The sequence below is a fragment of the Butyricimonas paravirosa genome (genome assembly GCF_032878955.1).
In the GTDB taxonomy this organism is placed as follows: Bacteria; Bacteroidota; Bacteroidia; order Bacteroidales; family Marinifilaceae; genus Butyricimonas; species Butyricimonas paravirosa.
In genome coordinates this window covers 4,928,547-4,942,967 of record NZ_CP043839.1, presented here as the reverse complement: position 1 = coordinate 4,942,967, position 14,421 = coordinate 4,928,547, and the positions used below count along the sequence as shown (strand labels likewise).

Sequence of the window (14,421 nt, the reverse complement as noted above, 5' to 3'; positions counted from 1 at the left end):
TAACTTTTTCCACCCAATTGCACAACTTTGTGTAACACACATCTGTGTCATTCCCCCTCAATATTCGAGCAAAAACGAATCACAATTATCCCGATGTATCACTTGGAAGTCGCTATTTTCGTATGAATCTAAAAACAAACGAGGAATTTTCACTTTCTGATCAGGATTCCATTTAAATTCATATCCTGTTATTTTTCCATCTCGTTCCTCAACCAAATCAATCTCTTTTTGTTCTTTTGTTCGCCAAAACCATGAATTGCCCCACAAACGATTATACTCCAAAAACTTTTTCCTTTCTGATATTAAAAAATTCTCCCACAAAGCACCCCGATCAGCTCGTCCCTCTATTTGATTAAAATTGGCAATTAAAGCATTCCTGATACCATTATCATAGAAGTATATTTTCTTACTGGTTTTCAGTTCATTTCTTAAGTTTCGACTAAAAGAATTCAATCTGAAAATAACATAAGACTGTTCTAACAAAATAACATATTTCTCCACCGTTTTTGAATCCAAGCTACATAATTGAGCCAATTCATTATAAGAAACTTGGCTACCTACCTGAAAGGCAAGAGCCTGCAACAATTTGACCAGACTATCAGGCTTATTGATTTGATCCGACATCAATACATCTTTATACAAATAACTATCAGACAATAATCTTAAAATCTCCCGTTCTTCTCCCGGACGCATCACGACTTCCGGATAATAACCAAAGATCAGTCGATGCGGGATCATTCTTTTCTCATCTAGTAATCCATGCTCATCTACCATCTCGCCAAAAGAGAGTGGGTACATCTTGTACTCCCATTTTCTCCCGGTCAAAGGTTCTCCCGTTTTAGTCGCCAATTCAAATGCAGAACTTCCTGTAGCGATCAATTGTACATCTTTTATTTGGTCTATCACCAACTTCAAACGTAAACCTATATCAGGAATTCGTTGAGCTTCATCAATAATGATTATTTTTTTACGACCAAACATTGCCTTCAAACGAGTTGCCGAAACCCCTTCAAACAACGCCTGTACATCCAACTCATCGCCATTTAGCCACATAACATCCTCCCGACCTTCAAAAAGCTCTTTCAATAAAGTTGTTTTCCCAACCTGTCTAGGACCCATTAACAATATCGCCTTACCATCAAAAAGCCTCTTTTCTATAATATCCCGTAACTTCCGTTTGATCATAATTGCTTTATATTTGCTCCAAAAATACAACTTTTTCGGAATCAATTCCAAAAATTCTTCAACTTTTTCGGAATCAATTCCAAAAATTCTTCAACTTTTTCGGAATCACCTCGAATTTCATCGTATTTATAAACAAAAAAGCCCCGGAATTTCCGAGGCTCAATTCTTTATACAAAATTTCAAATCACTTTATCACCAAATGTAATTTGAAATACTTTCTCATAAACAACACATACCCTATTCCCAATACGGCAACACTTCCTCCCAAACAGGCATAATGCATCCCCGGCATAGCCAGATAAACCGCTACTATCACGGCTTGCACCCCCATATACACCAAAGAAACCACCACGTGAGGAATCTTCAACTCGTTCGCCATCAACTGGTACATGTGCTTCCGATGCGGTAACCCGATATTCTCGTGTAACATCAACCGATGTATGATTGTCAGTACACTATCCACCCCGTAAACCGCCAAAAATATAATATAACTCCAATCCCCCGTTTCCAAAATCAACCGCCCCAGTAAAAACAAAATCACGAAAGCAATGCTCACCGCCCCCACATCCCCGGCAAAGCACTTCGCTTTCCGCCTGAAATTAAACCCATCAAACACCAACACCGCCACCATCATCGTGTAAATCATCTTCTCGTCAACAAAAGGAACAACCCATCCATTCACGTATGCCAATCCTCCCAACACCACCAGACTATACCCTCCCGTGATCCCGTTAATTCCATCCATGAAATTATAAGCATTAATGATCCCCGTGCAGACAACCAAAGCCACCAACACGTACCACCAAGGCAATGACACCATTCCCCACTGGTAAAACATCAATAGCATCGCCACAAAATGCACTACCAGCCTCACCCGTTGCGTCACGGATCGCACATCATCCACGAAACTCACCCCGGCAATCAACGTCAACCCCAACATAAACCACGGAAAACTAAACCCACTAGCCACAAAATAAACCAATGCCCCCACGTAAAACACAATTCCCCCTCCCCGCAACGTAATCCTCGTGTGAGAACTCCTCTCGTTCGGCTTGTCAATAATATTAAAATAGTCCGCCACCCGAAAATAGAGCAACTCTACCCCCAGTAGCACCACAAATACCACCAAATAATACAACATGGAAACTAAAATAATAAAACAGACTCCAATTTTAATTTATTAAAGAAACAGGAAAACTTATTTTATAGAAGATAACATCTCATGAATTCTTCGGATATCCTGACGAACATCAAACACCAACACGATATAAACAAACTCACCTTGAATAAAATAAAAAACTTTGGTTTGTTTATTAATTACAAAGAACCGAAATTCATATTTCAAAAAATTACTAGACTCATACTCCTTCCCTAACAAAGGATTTCGCAAAAGATCATTTACACGCCTTGTCACTTTTCCAATAATAGAAGCTGTAATATCTTTTCCGAAAGAATTATTTAAATAAAAAGCCAATTCTTTAAAACTTTCTATTGCCTTTTTCGTCCAAATTACCTCCATCCAAGCTGGTCTTCTATATAATTTTTCACGTCTTCGGTTGTGTAAACGTCTCCTCTCTCGTGGGCCTTTAAAGCATACTCAGCATTAGCATCCAACATTTCTTCCAACAAAGTCACCTCTACAGTTTCCTTCCTCTTTGTTAAAGTTAATATATAAGCATATAACTTTTGCAAATTATTTTTATCCAAAGTCATCAGCTCCTTGAATATATTCACCCGCATTGAATCCAAATTCATCGTTTCCATCCTGTTGAGTATTTATTACTACAAATATAAGATTTTTTTCTATATCACGTATATTTACTCGAAGGTTTGGAACAAATAATCTCCAACTATCCAGCATTTACAATCGCTCAATTTAAAATCTAAAATTTACAATTAGTAAACGACCTTATCGTCTTCCTCAATCCCTCCACCGCCGTCACCGGCATCCGCTCAATACCCAATGCCCTCTTGATCTTCTCATTCGAGACAACATAATTCTCCGTCAATTTCTTCAACCGCTCCAAATTCAACGGCAAACGTAACAAAGTCCCCAACCCCGCACACTCCTTCATCAACCCCTTATTCATCCGCCAAATATGCGCCTTCTTCCCCATCACCTCACACATCTCCCGGATCAACTCGTTCGTCGACAACGCCTCATCATCCGCCATGTGATAAATCCCTGACGGGACCTCCTTTTCAATCAATCCATTCACCACGTAACAAAGATTATCCACCGAAGTAAACGACCTCCTGTTCTCGAAATCCCCCAACGGCCACGGTAACCCTTTCTTCACCACACTATACAGCAAATTCAAATTCCCCTTATTCCCCGGCCCATGAATCATGCAAGGTCGCAAAATATACACCTTCTTCCCCTGCATTTTCAATTCTCCATTTTCAATTTTCAATTGTTCTAGTATGTAATTCTCCGCCGCAATCTTACTTTCCCCGTAGGGGCCCTTCGGAGTCGGGATCACCTCCTCCGTCAACTTATCCCCCACCACAAAATCCGCTGCCGCCTTCACCGAACTAAAGAAAATAAACTTCTTCGCCGAAGACTTCATGAAAAAATCAAATACCTTCTGTGTCAATCCCGTATTTATCGTAAAATACGTCTCCGCCAACGCCTCATTTTTCGTATCATGCGCCTTCCCTGCCAAATGAACAATCGCATCTATCCCCTCTATTCTCTCCAATTCTTCCCACGAATACGTCCTCATTACCCCCTCTTTTTCCGGGGCAACAATATCCAAACCATAAAGAACATGCCGCTCTTTTAAAGACGACACAAGATTAGAACCCACGAAACCGTGGATTCCTGTAATAAGAATATTCATAAATATACACCCATAAAACTAACGACACTCAAGAATAGAGCGTGCCATCTCTTTCATTATATTTTTCCGGGCAAACTTGTTAACAAAATCACCCTGTTCTTGATTCCCTCTGTCAAATTTCAATATTTGTTCCACCATACTCTCAACATCAGTTGGTGCAAACAATATATAATTACTCAAATTTTCTCGAATAAATTGACTAGCATAACCGCCAACGCCCGCTATAATAGGCTTGTCAAATGCCGCATATTCAAACAATTTTGACGGAAGCACTTTTTTAAATGCCTCCAAATCATTCAAATGCAAAAACAGAAAATCAGAATCATTATAATACCCTATCAATTTTTCTCTTGACACCGGATCTAACAACTCCACATTACGAACTCCCAATTCTTTTATTCTATCTTTCAACAATGTCTTAATTCCACCATCCCCGATAATCCTGAAAAAATAGCGATCTCCTAATTTTTTAGCTGCCATTGGGATTACCTTTTCTAATCCTTGTCCACTCCCGATATTTCCGGCATAAGTAATAACTTTCACTTCAGCAGCTTGCCGCTTAGACTTCGGGACATCAAGAAAAATATCATCTATTCCATTCGTAAAATACGAATAAACAGGTTTTCTGTATTTTTCGAAATACGTTTTAAATCCTTCCGAAACTAAATTAATATGCTTGGCCCCCGAAAATGTATATCGTTCAATCCATTCAAAACAAATCCCGGCCGGAATCCGGATCACCTCCCTCCCCTTGAATACATCCTTGATCGTATCAACAAAAATATCTCGTATATCCAAATACAAAGGAATACCCTGTTTTCCAGCAATTCTTCTACCTAAAAAAGCAGTAAACAATCTTGAAGAAGAAGCATACACTAAATCATAACGCTCTCTTCCCGCCAATCGCAACGCCTCTTTATAAAACACCCGAAAAGAACGAGCTTGATCAACAAAGCCACTCTTGTGTTCCGGAATACGAATCCGATCTATCTTATAATTATCACCAATTTCCCTCGCTTGCCCCTCGACATGAAAAGACTGATAACGATTCGGTTGTGTCGTAATCACATGAATCCAATCTTTCTCATCCATCTGGCGTAATAACTCTCGAAATAACGGTGTATTACGAAATGACCCGGCACAAAGATCCGGTTCAAAATAAAAAGTTAAGAATAAAATTTTCATTGTATAATAGTCTCTAGCCTCCTATCAAAAGAAACACGGAAGCTTCGTCTTTCTTCTCTTTTATTAAATTCGGAAGCGTACATAGACGTGAATGGTTCAATCTCACGGGCCCCTTTGAACTCTATACAATAATCCGATCCGAGAAGCCTGTTGCCATCTAAAACGATATTCTCTTTCGGCATAAAATGTAAATAAGCCATCCCCTCACAATCAATTTCATCAACAATCCGAATATGTTCTTTCATCTTTTCCACTTTACGGGTATGCAAACACCTCAAACGTTTATAGCCATCATGCACGGCAATAACACGTTCTTCTTCATCGCAAAGGACTTTAACCCTTGCCCGTCGAGCCACACGATGTCCCGCCCAAACCTGACTGGAATTTTGTCCGGATACAACCACCGTATTATGAGCCGCAGTACTTCTTTCATAAAAACGAGTATTATTTACCTCGTACGTGGAAGTTCCGGTATCGACAATGACAGGCCGGCCATTGATATATAACTCAAAACTAAATGTATCCGCATGTGCATGCCCCGGCTGATAATCCGGTCCAACTTCCCCTACATCAATAAACAATTCGAACTTTCCCCATTGAACCTTCCGATACCCGGACTCTTTCAATCTCACTTTTTTACCACAAAATATCCCCAATCGTTGGCCATATTCATTTAATTCCTTGGCTGTCGGGGCTATTCCCACCGCTGCATCATTCAGTAGTGGAATCCTTCTATCACTATAAACAACTTTTTCCAACCACCCCAACATAACCTCTGCCTTTTCTTTCAGAGTATCTTCCAACTCCTTTCCGAACAAAGCATTATTACGTACCAAATTATAGCAATCTAACACCCGATACAACATGATACAATGATACATTGGACTCCTCTCAAAATGCCCTCCATCACCCAACACCTGTTCCTGCAATTCCGGTATCAGTATCGCTTTTGCCTTCTTATAGAAAACTGGATCATTAAAATAATAAGCTCCGAACAATAATGCAAAACCATTTTCCAACAAATGGTTTCCTAACAAATGATATTCAAGTTTATGGATTAACAATTTCAATTGTGCGTATAAAACAGCATCAATATCAACATCATTTATACCATTACACGACAAAAAACGAATCCAATTTATAGACCTTAATGACAAAGGGTAAGGCTCCATCCCCATTCTGGCTTTTGGAAGATGTTGAATGAAATCTTGAATCAATTTTTTCCCTTCCCTCACGTCTATACCTTTTTGATTCAAAAACTCAAAATAGTTCAAATTATATCCCCACAATCTTCCAAACTCAACAAATTCCCAATCAACTTGCTCTCCAAAAGATTTCTGCAAATTTAAAAATTGAAAAGTATTGTCACCTAAATACGTGATTTCATTCGGGATCGACGGTACAAAATTCAATATTTGCCTATCAGGAGTCGTATCTAATGATTGCAATTTTTGTGGAAAGAATCGTTGCCACCACAACTTAGCACGATAACGCCACTGAATCGGTTTTAAGTACTTAACCGTATTCCATAGTATATCAATCTTACTAAAAGTTGACATTTATTTCAAAGAACAATCCGACAAAATTATCTAATCTCAACCCAAGCCTTCTTCTTTAAACTTTCGATACAAGCAAAAGAAGCACGAGTCGTATTTACAATACTTTCAAATGGAATTAATGCCTCTCCTCCCTTCTGCACCCTCTCATTCAATAAAGCAAATTGACGTTTATGTCCTTTATCCATCGTCCCCGTCATTTTTGAGAATCCTTTCACGCCAAACCCTTCCAGTCTCCTCCAATTATCCAACACCAACACCTTTTCTTGCGAGAATACCTCGACACGCTCTTTCGCATAAGATTTCGACCCATTAGCAAAATAATTAATCACGGCATTCGTACCATTTTCATATTTCAATAAAATCGAAACGTTATCTGTATTCTCTTGCGGGTTCTCTCCCAATGCATTCATACAAACAGCGATCACCTTACTATCGGCAAGGAAAGAACACAAATCAATAAAATGACAAGCTTCACCTATAATACGTCCTCCCCCCACTTCCATATCTTGCACCCACACTTCTAGCGGAATATATCCGGCATTCATTGTTGCCACGATATTTTTAGGTCCACCACCAACCAATGCTTTCATTTTTACCGCAAACGGAGAAAAACGACGATTAAAACCAACGGTCAGCGTTATTTTGTCGTTCGCCTTCATGTACGCATTTTCTATATTTTGTAATTCCTCCTCGTTCAAACAAAGCGGTTTTTCAACAAAAACACTCTTACCTGCCTCCAAAGTTTCCATCACCATCGAAGCATGTAAATTATGTCTTGTTGTAATAATTACCATATTTATTTCCGGATCATTCAACATGACACGATAATCAGAAGTCGCATTCTCCGCTTTGGCTTTCTTGGCTAAAACTTTCGCTGTCAATCCCTGCGCACTGGCAATATATTTTATTGGAGCATTTACTTTTTGCAATGCAGGAATAATTGTTGCAGATGCAAAATTCCCGGCCCCAATAATTCCTAACTTACCACTTCCAACCATCACACGATTCTCCCCAACAGGAACAACTCTCTCAATGGTTGAATCCACCGGAAATTTTAAGATTGAAGCTATCGATCCATGTTTACGCATATCTCCATAGATCTCCGCATAATTGGCCAGATCCACCTCTTCCGTAATCAGAGGTTGTACATCCAGTATCTTAGATGATATTGCACCAAGTATCGTTTCAAAATTTCTCTTTTCCGTCCATCGCACATAGGCTAACGGGTAATCATGTCCTTTATTTTCATACTCGTCATCATATCTTCCGGCACCGTACGAACAGGATACCTGAAAAGATAACTCTTTTTTATAAAAATCATCTCTTCTCATGTTTAACCCGATCACACCTACCAACACCACACGCCCTCTCTTGCGAGACATTAAACAAGCTTGATGAATCACCTCATCTCCTTTAGCTGAAGCTGTAATAAGCACTCCATCCGCTCCAACACCTCCGGTTATCTCTTCAACATATTTCACAGGATCAATCCCATTCTTAGGATTAATCGCATATATACCTTTATTTTTTGCAATATCCACCTTCTGTTGATCGAAATCTACCCCGATCACCTTACAGCCATTTGCCTTTAGTAATTCTGCCGCAACCAATCCAATCAATCCCAATCCAACAACAACAACACACTCCCCCAGTTGAGGATTTAACAAACGAATCCCTTGTAAACCGATAGAACCAATCACCGTAAACGTAGCCTCTTCATCCGTCACATTATCCGGAATCTTAGCCACCAAATTCTTGGGAACACAAACATACTCCGCATGATTTCCATTGGAAGCCACCCGATCTCCAACCACAAACTCCGTTACACCTCTTCCCACAGCTACAACTTTCCCCACATTACAATATCCTAATGGAAGAGGTTGTCCCAACTTATTAAATACAGCTTCCAAAGTCGGTTGCAATCCATCCGTCTTAATCTTATCCAACACCTGTTTCACCTTATCCGGTTGCTGCCGAGCCTTATCAATCAAATTCGCCTTCCCAAACTCAACCAACATCCGTTCCGTTCCCAACGAAACTAACGTTCTAGTTGTTTGAATCAACACATAGCCACTCTTTACCTGTGGAACCGGAACTTCTTCCAAAACTGTCGCTCCCGACTTAAGATCTTGTATAATTTGTTTCATGCTCAATATTATCTTTTTCCTCCCTTTTCTATACCTAGCAAACGTGATATGGATGTCCCTACGTTATAAATCGACTGTTGAGATTTATAATCTTTATACGTCTTTTTATCTAACACCATATAACTCATAATTTCTTGATAAGACACACCTAGTTTCTCTGCAATATAAGCAGTATCTTTATCTATAGAAGAGACATCGTATGGTTTTGTTGCTAATATATCTAAAGCTTTTTCTCTACTAATCTGTCCTGTAAGAATCAAACTAGACAATTGTACCCTTCTCACATCATACCCAAATCTTTCATAAAGCCAATAAGATTCATACCATCTCGTAAAGAAATCCTCAAAATGTTTTTGAGGATATTTTTGATAACCAAATTTTTCTTCTAAAGTACGAATAGCTTCCTCCTTATTATACGGGATCAAATCTAACATTCGTATTAATCGAACCCCTTTTATATAAGGCAAATAAAATTTATGCCACAAAATATTCGTCAATGGAAATTTTTTCAAAGGTTTAGTTCCAAATTTTTTATGAATATCTTTCAATTGACGTACATCTGATTGATAATACATCCATTCTTTCGGATTTCTTATACACTCTGTTGAATAATTTCCTCCTGTTAATATGTAAGGAATATTATATTTAGAAGCGAACTGATACATTGTTGCGAAACAAGCATGATCTTGAGGTGTATCTATATGTGGCACGCCTGATTTAAAAAATGCCAATTGTAAATCAGCCATCTCTTCCCAATCAATAGTTACAGTATGAAGTTTCACTCCTAATTTCTCAACAAGAGTATGAACATTATAAATCGACAAATCCGTATTCCAGCCAGTATCAATATGGAATACCAAAGGACGCAAACCTAACTCCTCTACAGCATAATATAGTAAATAAGAACTATCTATTCCTCCACTCATACCCAACAAACAATCATAATCCTTACCTTTCCCCCATTCCTTTATCTTATTTACGATATCATACAATTTACGTTTATCACCATCACGTTGATTCCAAAAAGGTTTTATATCCTTGTTAAACGTGTTGCAATGATCACAAACACCATTCTCATCAAAGACAATTTTTGAATCGGTTGTATCCATCACACAATTAGTACAAATCTGATATTTATCTTCCATATATTCAAATTAAAGCATCAATTAATACTCGTTCAAATTCATCAATATCCACCTTTATTTCTTTTAATAATGTATCACACCCCCATAAAAAAATATTTTGGTCAAAAGTTTTTACATACTCACATATTTTTTCGTATATATTATCGCCTTTTTTAATTACAATTCCAAGCTTATATTTCAATACATATTTCGCTTGTATACTTTCCTCATTCACAATCATAGGTTTCCTATAAATTAAAGAAAGATAAAAACGATTACTCAAAGGAGTATTAAATGATAAAGTATCCGGTAAAAGGATGTTGATAAAATCTACATTTTTCACAATATCAGCTTCCTCATCTTTTTTATAACGACCTGTAAAAAGTATATTATGAAATTTTTTTGAATATTTTTTTAAATTTTCATACTCATTTCCATATCCAACAAATTCCAGTAAAATATTAGATTTATTCCCAACTGCTTCAACTAAAGATGCATTAGGGGAAAAATTACGAATTTGTCCTATAGTTAGTATTTTTATCACCTTATTAGAAAAAAAACATGGAATTATCATTGGTATATTTAATAGTTTTCTTCTCAAATTATGGCCTATAATATATTCATAATTCCGAGGTAACCACTTTTTATAACCTGGAGAAGATATAACAGTAAATTTTGAATTTACAATTATCTTATGCATAAACATTCGAATGCAAGGAATAATTGGAGAATAATCTCGAATATCATATATATATTTTTTTTTAAACTTTTTACATAATAATGGCCATAAAAAAACGACACTGGCAGTATCATATAAAATCAAAATATCATAATCTGTATCTTTTATATTATTAGATACAAACTTTGAAAATTTGTAATAATCAAAAAGTTTCAAGAGATTATTTTTAGTTTCTAACGACCTGTAATTAAACCAATAATAATTATTTTTCATGAAACTTTTATAGAAACCATCACGATTCCAAGATAATAAATCAAAATTTAAGTTTAATCGTTCCAATACATCCGTATAGTATTTAATGTAAGGACATTTTTCCGGGTGCGCAGAAGATATTATTGCAATTTTCACAATTCTACAATTATTTTTAAACAACTCATAAAACAAATTTTACAATCTAAAAAATAATTATTTTTTTGTAATATATGCTTTATCCTTTTTCATTGACTTTCTTAAATTTACATACGTCCCAAACCAATTCGTCATTCCTATAAATGGATTATTCCTATAGTACAAGCATAATTTAACAAAATTTACACAGACACGAATCCCATATTTTCTAGCTTCTAAAAGATAATACATCACAGATCCTTGATATCTATGTTTGTGATGTAATCTTAAAAATTCATTATAACGCAAAACGACTTCATATCTTGCTTTTAACGTCTGTAAAGTCAATCTATTTGTTAAACTCCCTTTAGTTACAGTAGCACAATAAACAACGTTATCTACACATTTAATACTAAAAGCATAATATCCCGAATAAAGAGAGAACATAACATCATTACTTGCAATAACCTCATCGAATTTTATTTCTTTTCTTTGGATCAATTCGCGAGAAACCATTTTAGCACAGGGAGAAACAAATTTGTACCTTACAATTTCTTCTGAAGTGTTTTTCTCTTTCAAATAAAAATCAATCAAATTATTAAATAACACATCTCGATTTGCAGGTAAACCAGAATCTGAGTAACAACTATTCATTTTAAAATATATAATCTCTTCAGAAGAATCTGCCTCAGCAAAAAACAACTGGAATGCATTGTTTATATAATAATCATCTGCATCTAAAAAAAGCAACCATTTACCTTTCGCATATCTTAATCCAGTATTTCTCGCCCCCCCAGCACCTAACTGAGGATCAGAATAAAAAATCTCTACATTCTTCCTATTACGTTTAAATAAATCAGAAGGTATTGGAGAAATACTATTATCAATTATTAAAATTTGAATATCTAAACTATCAGGTATTGAATCTACAGCTCGATATAATAAAGCGATACAATCTTTATGTGGAATAATAACAGAAAAAAGCATATACAATCAGTTATAATCTTCCATCAATTTGTGTTAACGACAAAACACCTTTAACATCATAGATAACACCATTATCCGAACTCAACAAATCTCGCCAATTAATTTGTTTAAACTCATCATGAGCAACACATAAAACAATCGTATCAAATAGTTGAGTAAGAATCTGTTTGCCATCTTTTATCAAAGATATTCCATATTCTTGCCGAATATAAGAAGGATCAACCCAAGGATCATAAATTACAACATTAGCAGAATATTCTCTCAATGTTGTATAAATATCAATAACCTTAGTATTACGAATATCGGGACAATTTTCTTTAAAAGCAAAGCCAAGTAACAAAATTCTTGCATCTTTTACCATACATCCTTTTTTATTCATTATTTTAATTACTTGGTTTGCAACATAATCTCCCATTCCATCATTTAATCGTCGAGCTGCTGACATGACCCTAGGTAATACCCCATATACTTGTGCTTTCTGGATTAAATAATAAGGATCCACACTTATACAATGTCCTCCAACAAGTCCTGGTTTTAATTTTATAAAATTCCATTTTGATGATGCAGCTTCTATCACTTCATTAGTATCAATCCCCATTGCATTGAATATTTTCGCTAACTCATTCATAAAAGCAATATTTACATCTCTTTGTGCATTTTCAATAATTTTAGATGCTTCTGCAACTTTAATTGAGGATGCCTTATATGTTCCATTAAGTAAAACAGAATTATATACCTCATCTATAATGGATGCAATCTCTACCGTAGAGCCGGAAGTTACCTTTCTTATTTTTTCAACTGTATGTTCTTTATCTCCAGGATTAATACGCTCTGGAGAATAACCTGCAAAAAAATCAACATTAAATTTCAATTGAGACATTTTTTCTATCACAGGTAAACACTCTTCTTCTGTGACTCCTGGATAAACTGTAGATTCATAAACCACAATATTTCCTTTCGATATCACTTTAGCTATAGTCTTACTAGCATTTATTAAAGGAGACAAATCAGGCCTATTATTACTATCTACAGGCGTGGGAACTGCTACTACATAAAAATTACAATCACGTATATCTTCCAAAGAAGTTGTACATTTAAAGCCTGACCTTAAAGCATCATGTAATAATTGTGTAGAAATTTCGAATGTCGAATCAATCCCTTCATTTAATTCATTAACCCGCTGTTGATTCATATCAAACCCTATCGTCCGGTATTTAGTAGAAAATAGTCTAGCTAAAGGAAGTCCTACATAACCTAATCCAATTACAGCAATTTTAATTTCCATTTTGATTACATTTTAATTATATTTATGTACTGGAACATATTCCGTTTCTTGCCAAAAAAAATAGAATGGAGACATTTGATTAGCACCAACATATACTTCATATAAAAAAAAGATTATTATACTTAATAAGAACATAAAAAATAGAAAGTAAAAAAAATCATTTTCCTTACATTTACAATATAAATAGTGTAGAACAAATGCAAATATCAAAAATCTTATCTTATAAAAATACCAATTTATACGCCCTAGTACTAAAATAAAATCCGTTGCAGGTTTCAATAGTAAACCTATATAAAAAAGATTCCAATACACAATAAAACCATCATGCTTATATTTTTTATATAATTGAGGAAATAAAAATATTATCAAAATATTTATAAACCAACTTACATAAAACCCTAATCCTCCTTCTCCTTCTTTATTCAATTCAGACAGATATCCATCATAACCTAACAAAAAAATAATTCCTCCAAAATAATCATTAATCCAAGTTACAATTCTTTCAGAAACAAATATTGAAATCATTATTCCAAATAATTGTATTCCAATACTTTTAAAAATTTTACAACGCAAAAGCCAGTACAAAGGTAGACACACCAATACACTTAAGTGAAATAAAGAAGCAAAGCCAATCGTTAGTACATAACGTCCAAATAAAGAGTCTCTAATATATTTTAATGAATAGAAGAATATCATTAATGCAGTAAAATGTCGTATCCCATTTTCTAATGAACCTAATTCTGTCATTAAAAAAATGGGAACAGCCCATGGTAACAAATAATAAATCTTACGATCAAAAGACTTATAAAAAAAATAAATTTGTACAAATGCAGATATTATAAAAAAATAAATATAATGGGCATCTATTTTCAACAAAAAAGTAACAATACATTTAAAAGCAAGTTCATAATTTCTTATAGCATAACCATCAATACCACTTCTATAATCTTCTAAATATCCTTTATAATCTACACCTACCATATATCGACAACCTATAATTATCGAAAATAACATTATAGATAGCCATATGTCTAATTTAA

The 14,421-nt window shown here is 35.4% G+C and carries 13 protein-coding genes; all 13 read right to left on the bottom strand.

The features are described 5' to 3' along the window. Nucleotides 1-57: 57 nt before the first annotated feature. Nucleotides 58-1,185, bottom strand: coding sequence for an ATP-binding protein (locus F1644_RS19875; RefSeq protein ID WP_168044251.1), 1,128 nt, complete (start codon nt 1,183-1,185; stop codon nt 58-60). 184 nt (nt 1,186-1,369) lie between these two features. Beyond that, nucleotides 1,370-2,323, bottom strand: a complete 954-nt coding sequence (locus F1644_RS19870) for an MraY family glycosyltransferase (protein WP_168044274.1) — start codon at nt 2,321-2,323, stop codon at nt 1,370-1,372. A 60-nt stretch (nt 2,324-2,383) separates the two neighbouring features. Next, nucleotides 2,384-2,704, bottom strand: a complete 321-nt coding sequence (locus F1644_RS19865; protein WP_087422433.1) for a type II toxin-antitoxin system RelE/ParE family toxin — start codon at nt 2,702-2,704, stop codon at nt 2,384-2,386. Further along, a complete protein-coding gene (locus tag F1644_RS19860; RefSeq protein WP_087422434.1) occupies nt 2,695-2,949 on the bottom strand; it encodes a hypothetical protein in 255 nt (84 codons plus the stop codon). Before F1644_RS19860 ends, F1644_RS19865 begins: the two co-directional genes overlap by 10 nt. Before the next feature lie 119 nt (nt 2,950-3,068). Further along, complete coding sequence (locus tag F1644_RS19855) at nt 3,069-4,028, bottom strand: NAD-dependent epimerase/dehydratase family protein (RefSeq protein ID WP_168044250.1); 960 nt, start codon at nt 4,026-4,028, stop codon at nt 3,069-3,071. An 18-nt stretch (nt 4,029-4,046) separates the two neighbouring features. Continuing rightward, nucleotides 4,047-5,213 (bottom strand): glycosyltransferase family 4 protein, encoded by a 1,167-nt coding sequence (locus F1644_RS19850; RefSeq protein ID WP_168044249.1) that lies wholly within the window; start codon nt 5,211-5,213, stop codon nt 4,047-4,049. Further along, nucleotides 5,210-6,772, bottom strand: a complete 1,563-nt coding sequence (locus tag F1644_RS19845) for an alginate lyase family protein (protein ID WP_168044248.1) — start codon at nt 6,770-6,772, stop codon at nt 5,210-5,212. Before F1644_RS19845 ends, F1644_RS19850 begins: the two co-directional genes overlap by 4 nt. Before the next feature lie 26 nt (nt 6,773-6,798). Beyond that, a complete protein-coding gene (locus F1644_RS19840) occupies nt 6,799-8,919 on the bottom strand; it encodes a bi-domain-containing oxidoreductase (protein ID WP_168044246.1) in 2,121 nt (706 codons plus the stop codon). A gap of 8 nt (nt 8,920-8,927) precedes the next feature. Continuing rightward, the gene (locus tag F1644_RS19835; RefSeq protein ID WP_168044244.1) at nt 8,928-10,064 is read right to left on the bottom strand and encodes an N-acetyl sugar amidotransferase; all 1,137 of its coding nucleotides are present in this window, start codon (nt 10,062-10,064) and stop codon (nt 8,928-8,930) included. A 4-nt stretch (nt 10,065-10,068) separates the two neighbouring features. Then, nucleotides 10,069-11,130, bottom strand: a complete 1,062-nt coding sequence (locus F1644_RS19830; RefSeq protein WP_168044242.1) for a glycosyltransferase family 4 protein — start codon at nt 11,128-11,130, stop codon at nt 10,069-10,071. A 57-nt stretch (nt 11,131-11,187) separates the two neighbouring features. Beyond that, nucleotides 11,188-12,096: a glycosyltransferase family 2 protein gene (locus F1644_RS19825; RefSeq protein WP_168044240.1), complete on the bottom strand. Its 909-nt coding sequence runs from the start codon at nt 12,094-12,096 to the stop codon at nt 11,188-11,190. Nucleotides 12,097-12,106: 10 nt separating this feature from the next. Continuing rightward, nucleotides 12,107-13,381: a nucleotide sugar dehydrogenase gene (locus F1644_RS19820; RefSeq protein WP_168044238.1), complete on the bottom strand. Its 1,275-nt coding sequence runs from the start codon at nt 13,379-13,381 to the stop codon at nt 12,107-12,109. A 12-nt stretch (nt 13,382-13,393) separates the two neighbouring features. Beyond that, the gene (locus F1644_RS19815; RefSeq protein WP_262889271.1) at nt 13,394-14,395 is read right to left on the bottom strand and encodes an EpsG family protein; all 1,002 of its coding nucleotides are present in this window, start codon (nt 14,393-14,395) and stop codon (nt 13,394-13,396) included. Between the last annotated feature and the right edge of the window lie 26 nt (nt 14,396-14,421).

Bases quoted from the DNA above. Each gene is read 5' to 3' on its own strand.
- F1644_RS19875 (WP_168044251.1), bottom strand. From the start codon at position 1,185: ATGATCAAACGGAAGTTACGGGATATTATAGAAAAGAGGCTTTTTGAT.
- F1644_RS19865 (WP_087422433.1), bottom strand. From the start codon at position 2,704: ATGGAGGTAATTTGGACGAAAAAGGCAATAGAAAGTTTTAAAGAATTG.
- F1644_RS19860 (WP_087422434.1), bottom strand. From the start codon at position 2,949: ATGGAAACGATGAATTTGGATTCAATGCGGGTGAATATATTCAAGGAG.
- F1644_RS19855 (WP_168044250.1), bottom strand. From the start codon at position 4,028: ATGAATATTCTTATTACAGGAATCCACGGTTTCGTGGGTTCTAATCTT.
- F1644_RS19850 (WP_168044249.1), bottom strand. From the start codon at position 5,213: ATGAAAATTTTATTCTTAACTTTTTATTTTGAACCGGATCTTTGTGCC.
- F1644_RS19845 (WP_168044248.1), bottom strand. From the start codon at position 6,772: ATGTCAACTTTTAGTAAGATTGATATACTATGGAATACGGTTAAGTAC.
- F1644_RS19840 (WP_168044246.1), bottom strand. From the start codon at position 8,919: ATGAAACAAATTATACAAGATCTTAAGTCGGGAGCGACAGTTTTGGAA.
- F1644_RS19835 (WP_168044244.1), bottom strand. From the start codon at position 10,064: ATGGAAGATAAATATCAGATTTGTACTAATTGTGTGATGGATACAACC.
- F1644_RS19825 (WP_168044240.1), bottom strand. From the start codon at position 12,096: ATGCTTTTTTCTGTTATTATTCCACATAAAGATTGTATCGCTTTATTA.
- F1644_RS19820 (WP_168044238.1), bottom strand. From the start codon at position 13,381: ATGGAAATTAAAATTGCTGTAATTGGATTAGGTTATGTAGGACTTCCT.
- F1644_RS19815 (WP_262889271.1), bottom strand. From the start codon at position 14,395: ATGTTATTTTCGATAATTATAGGTTGTCGATATATGGTAGGTGTAGAT.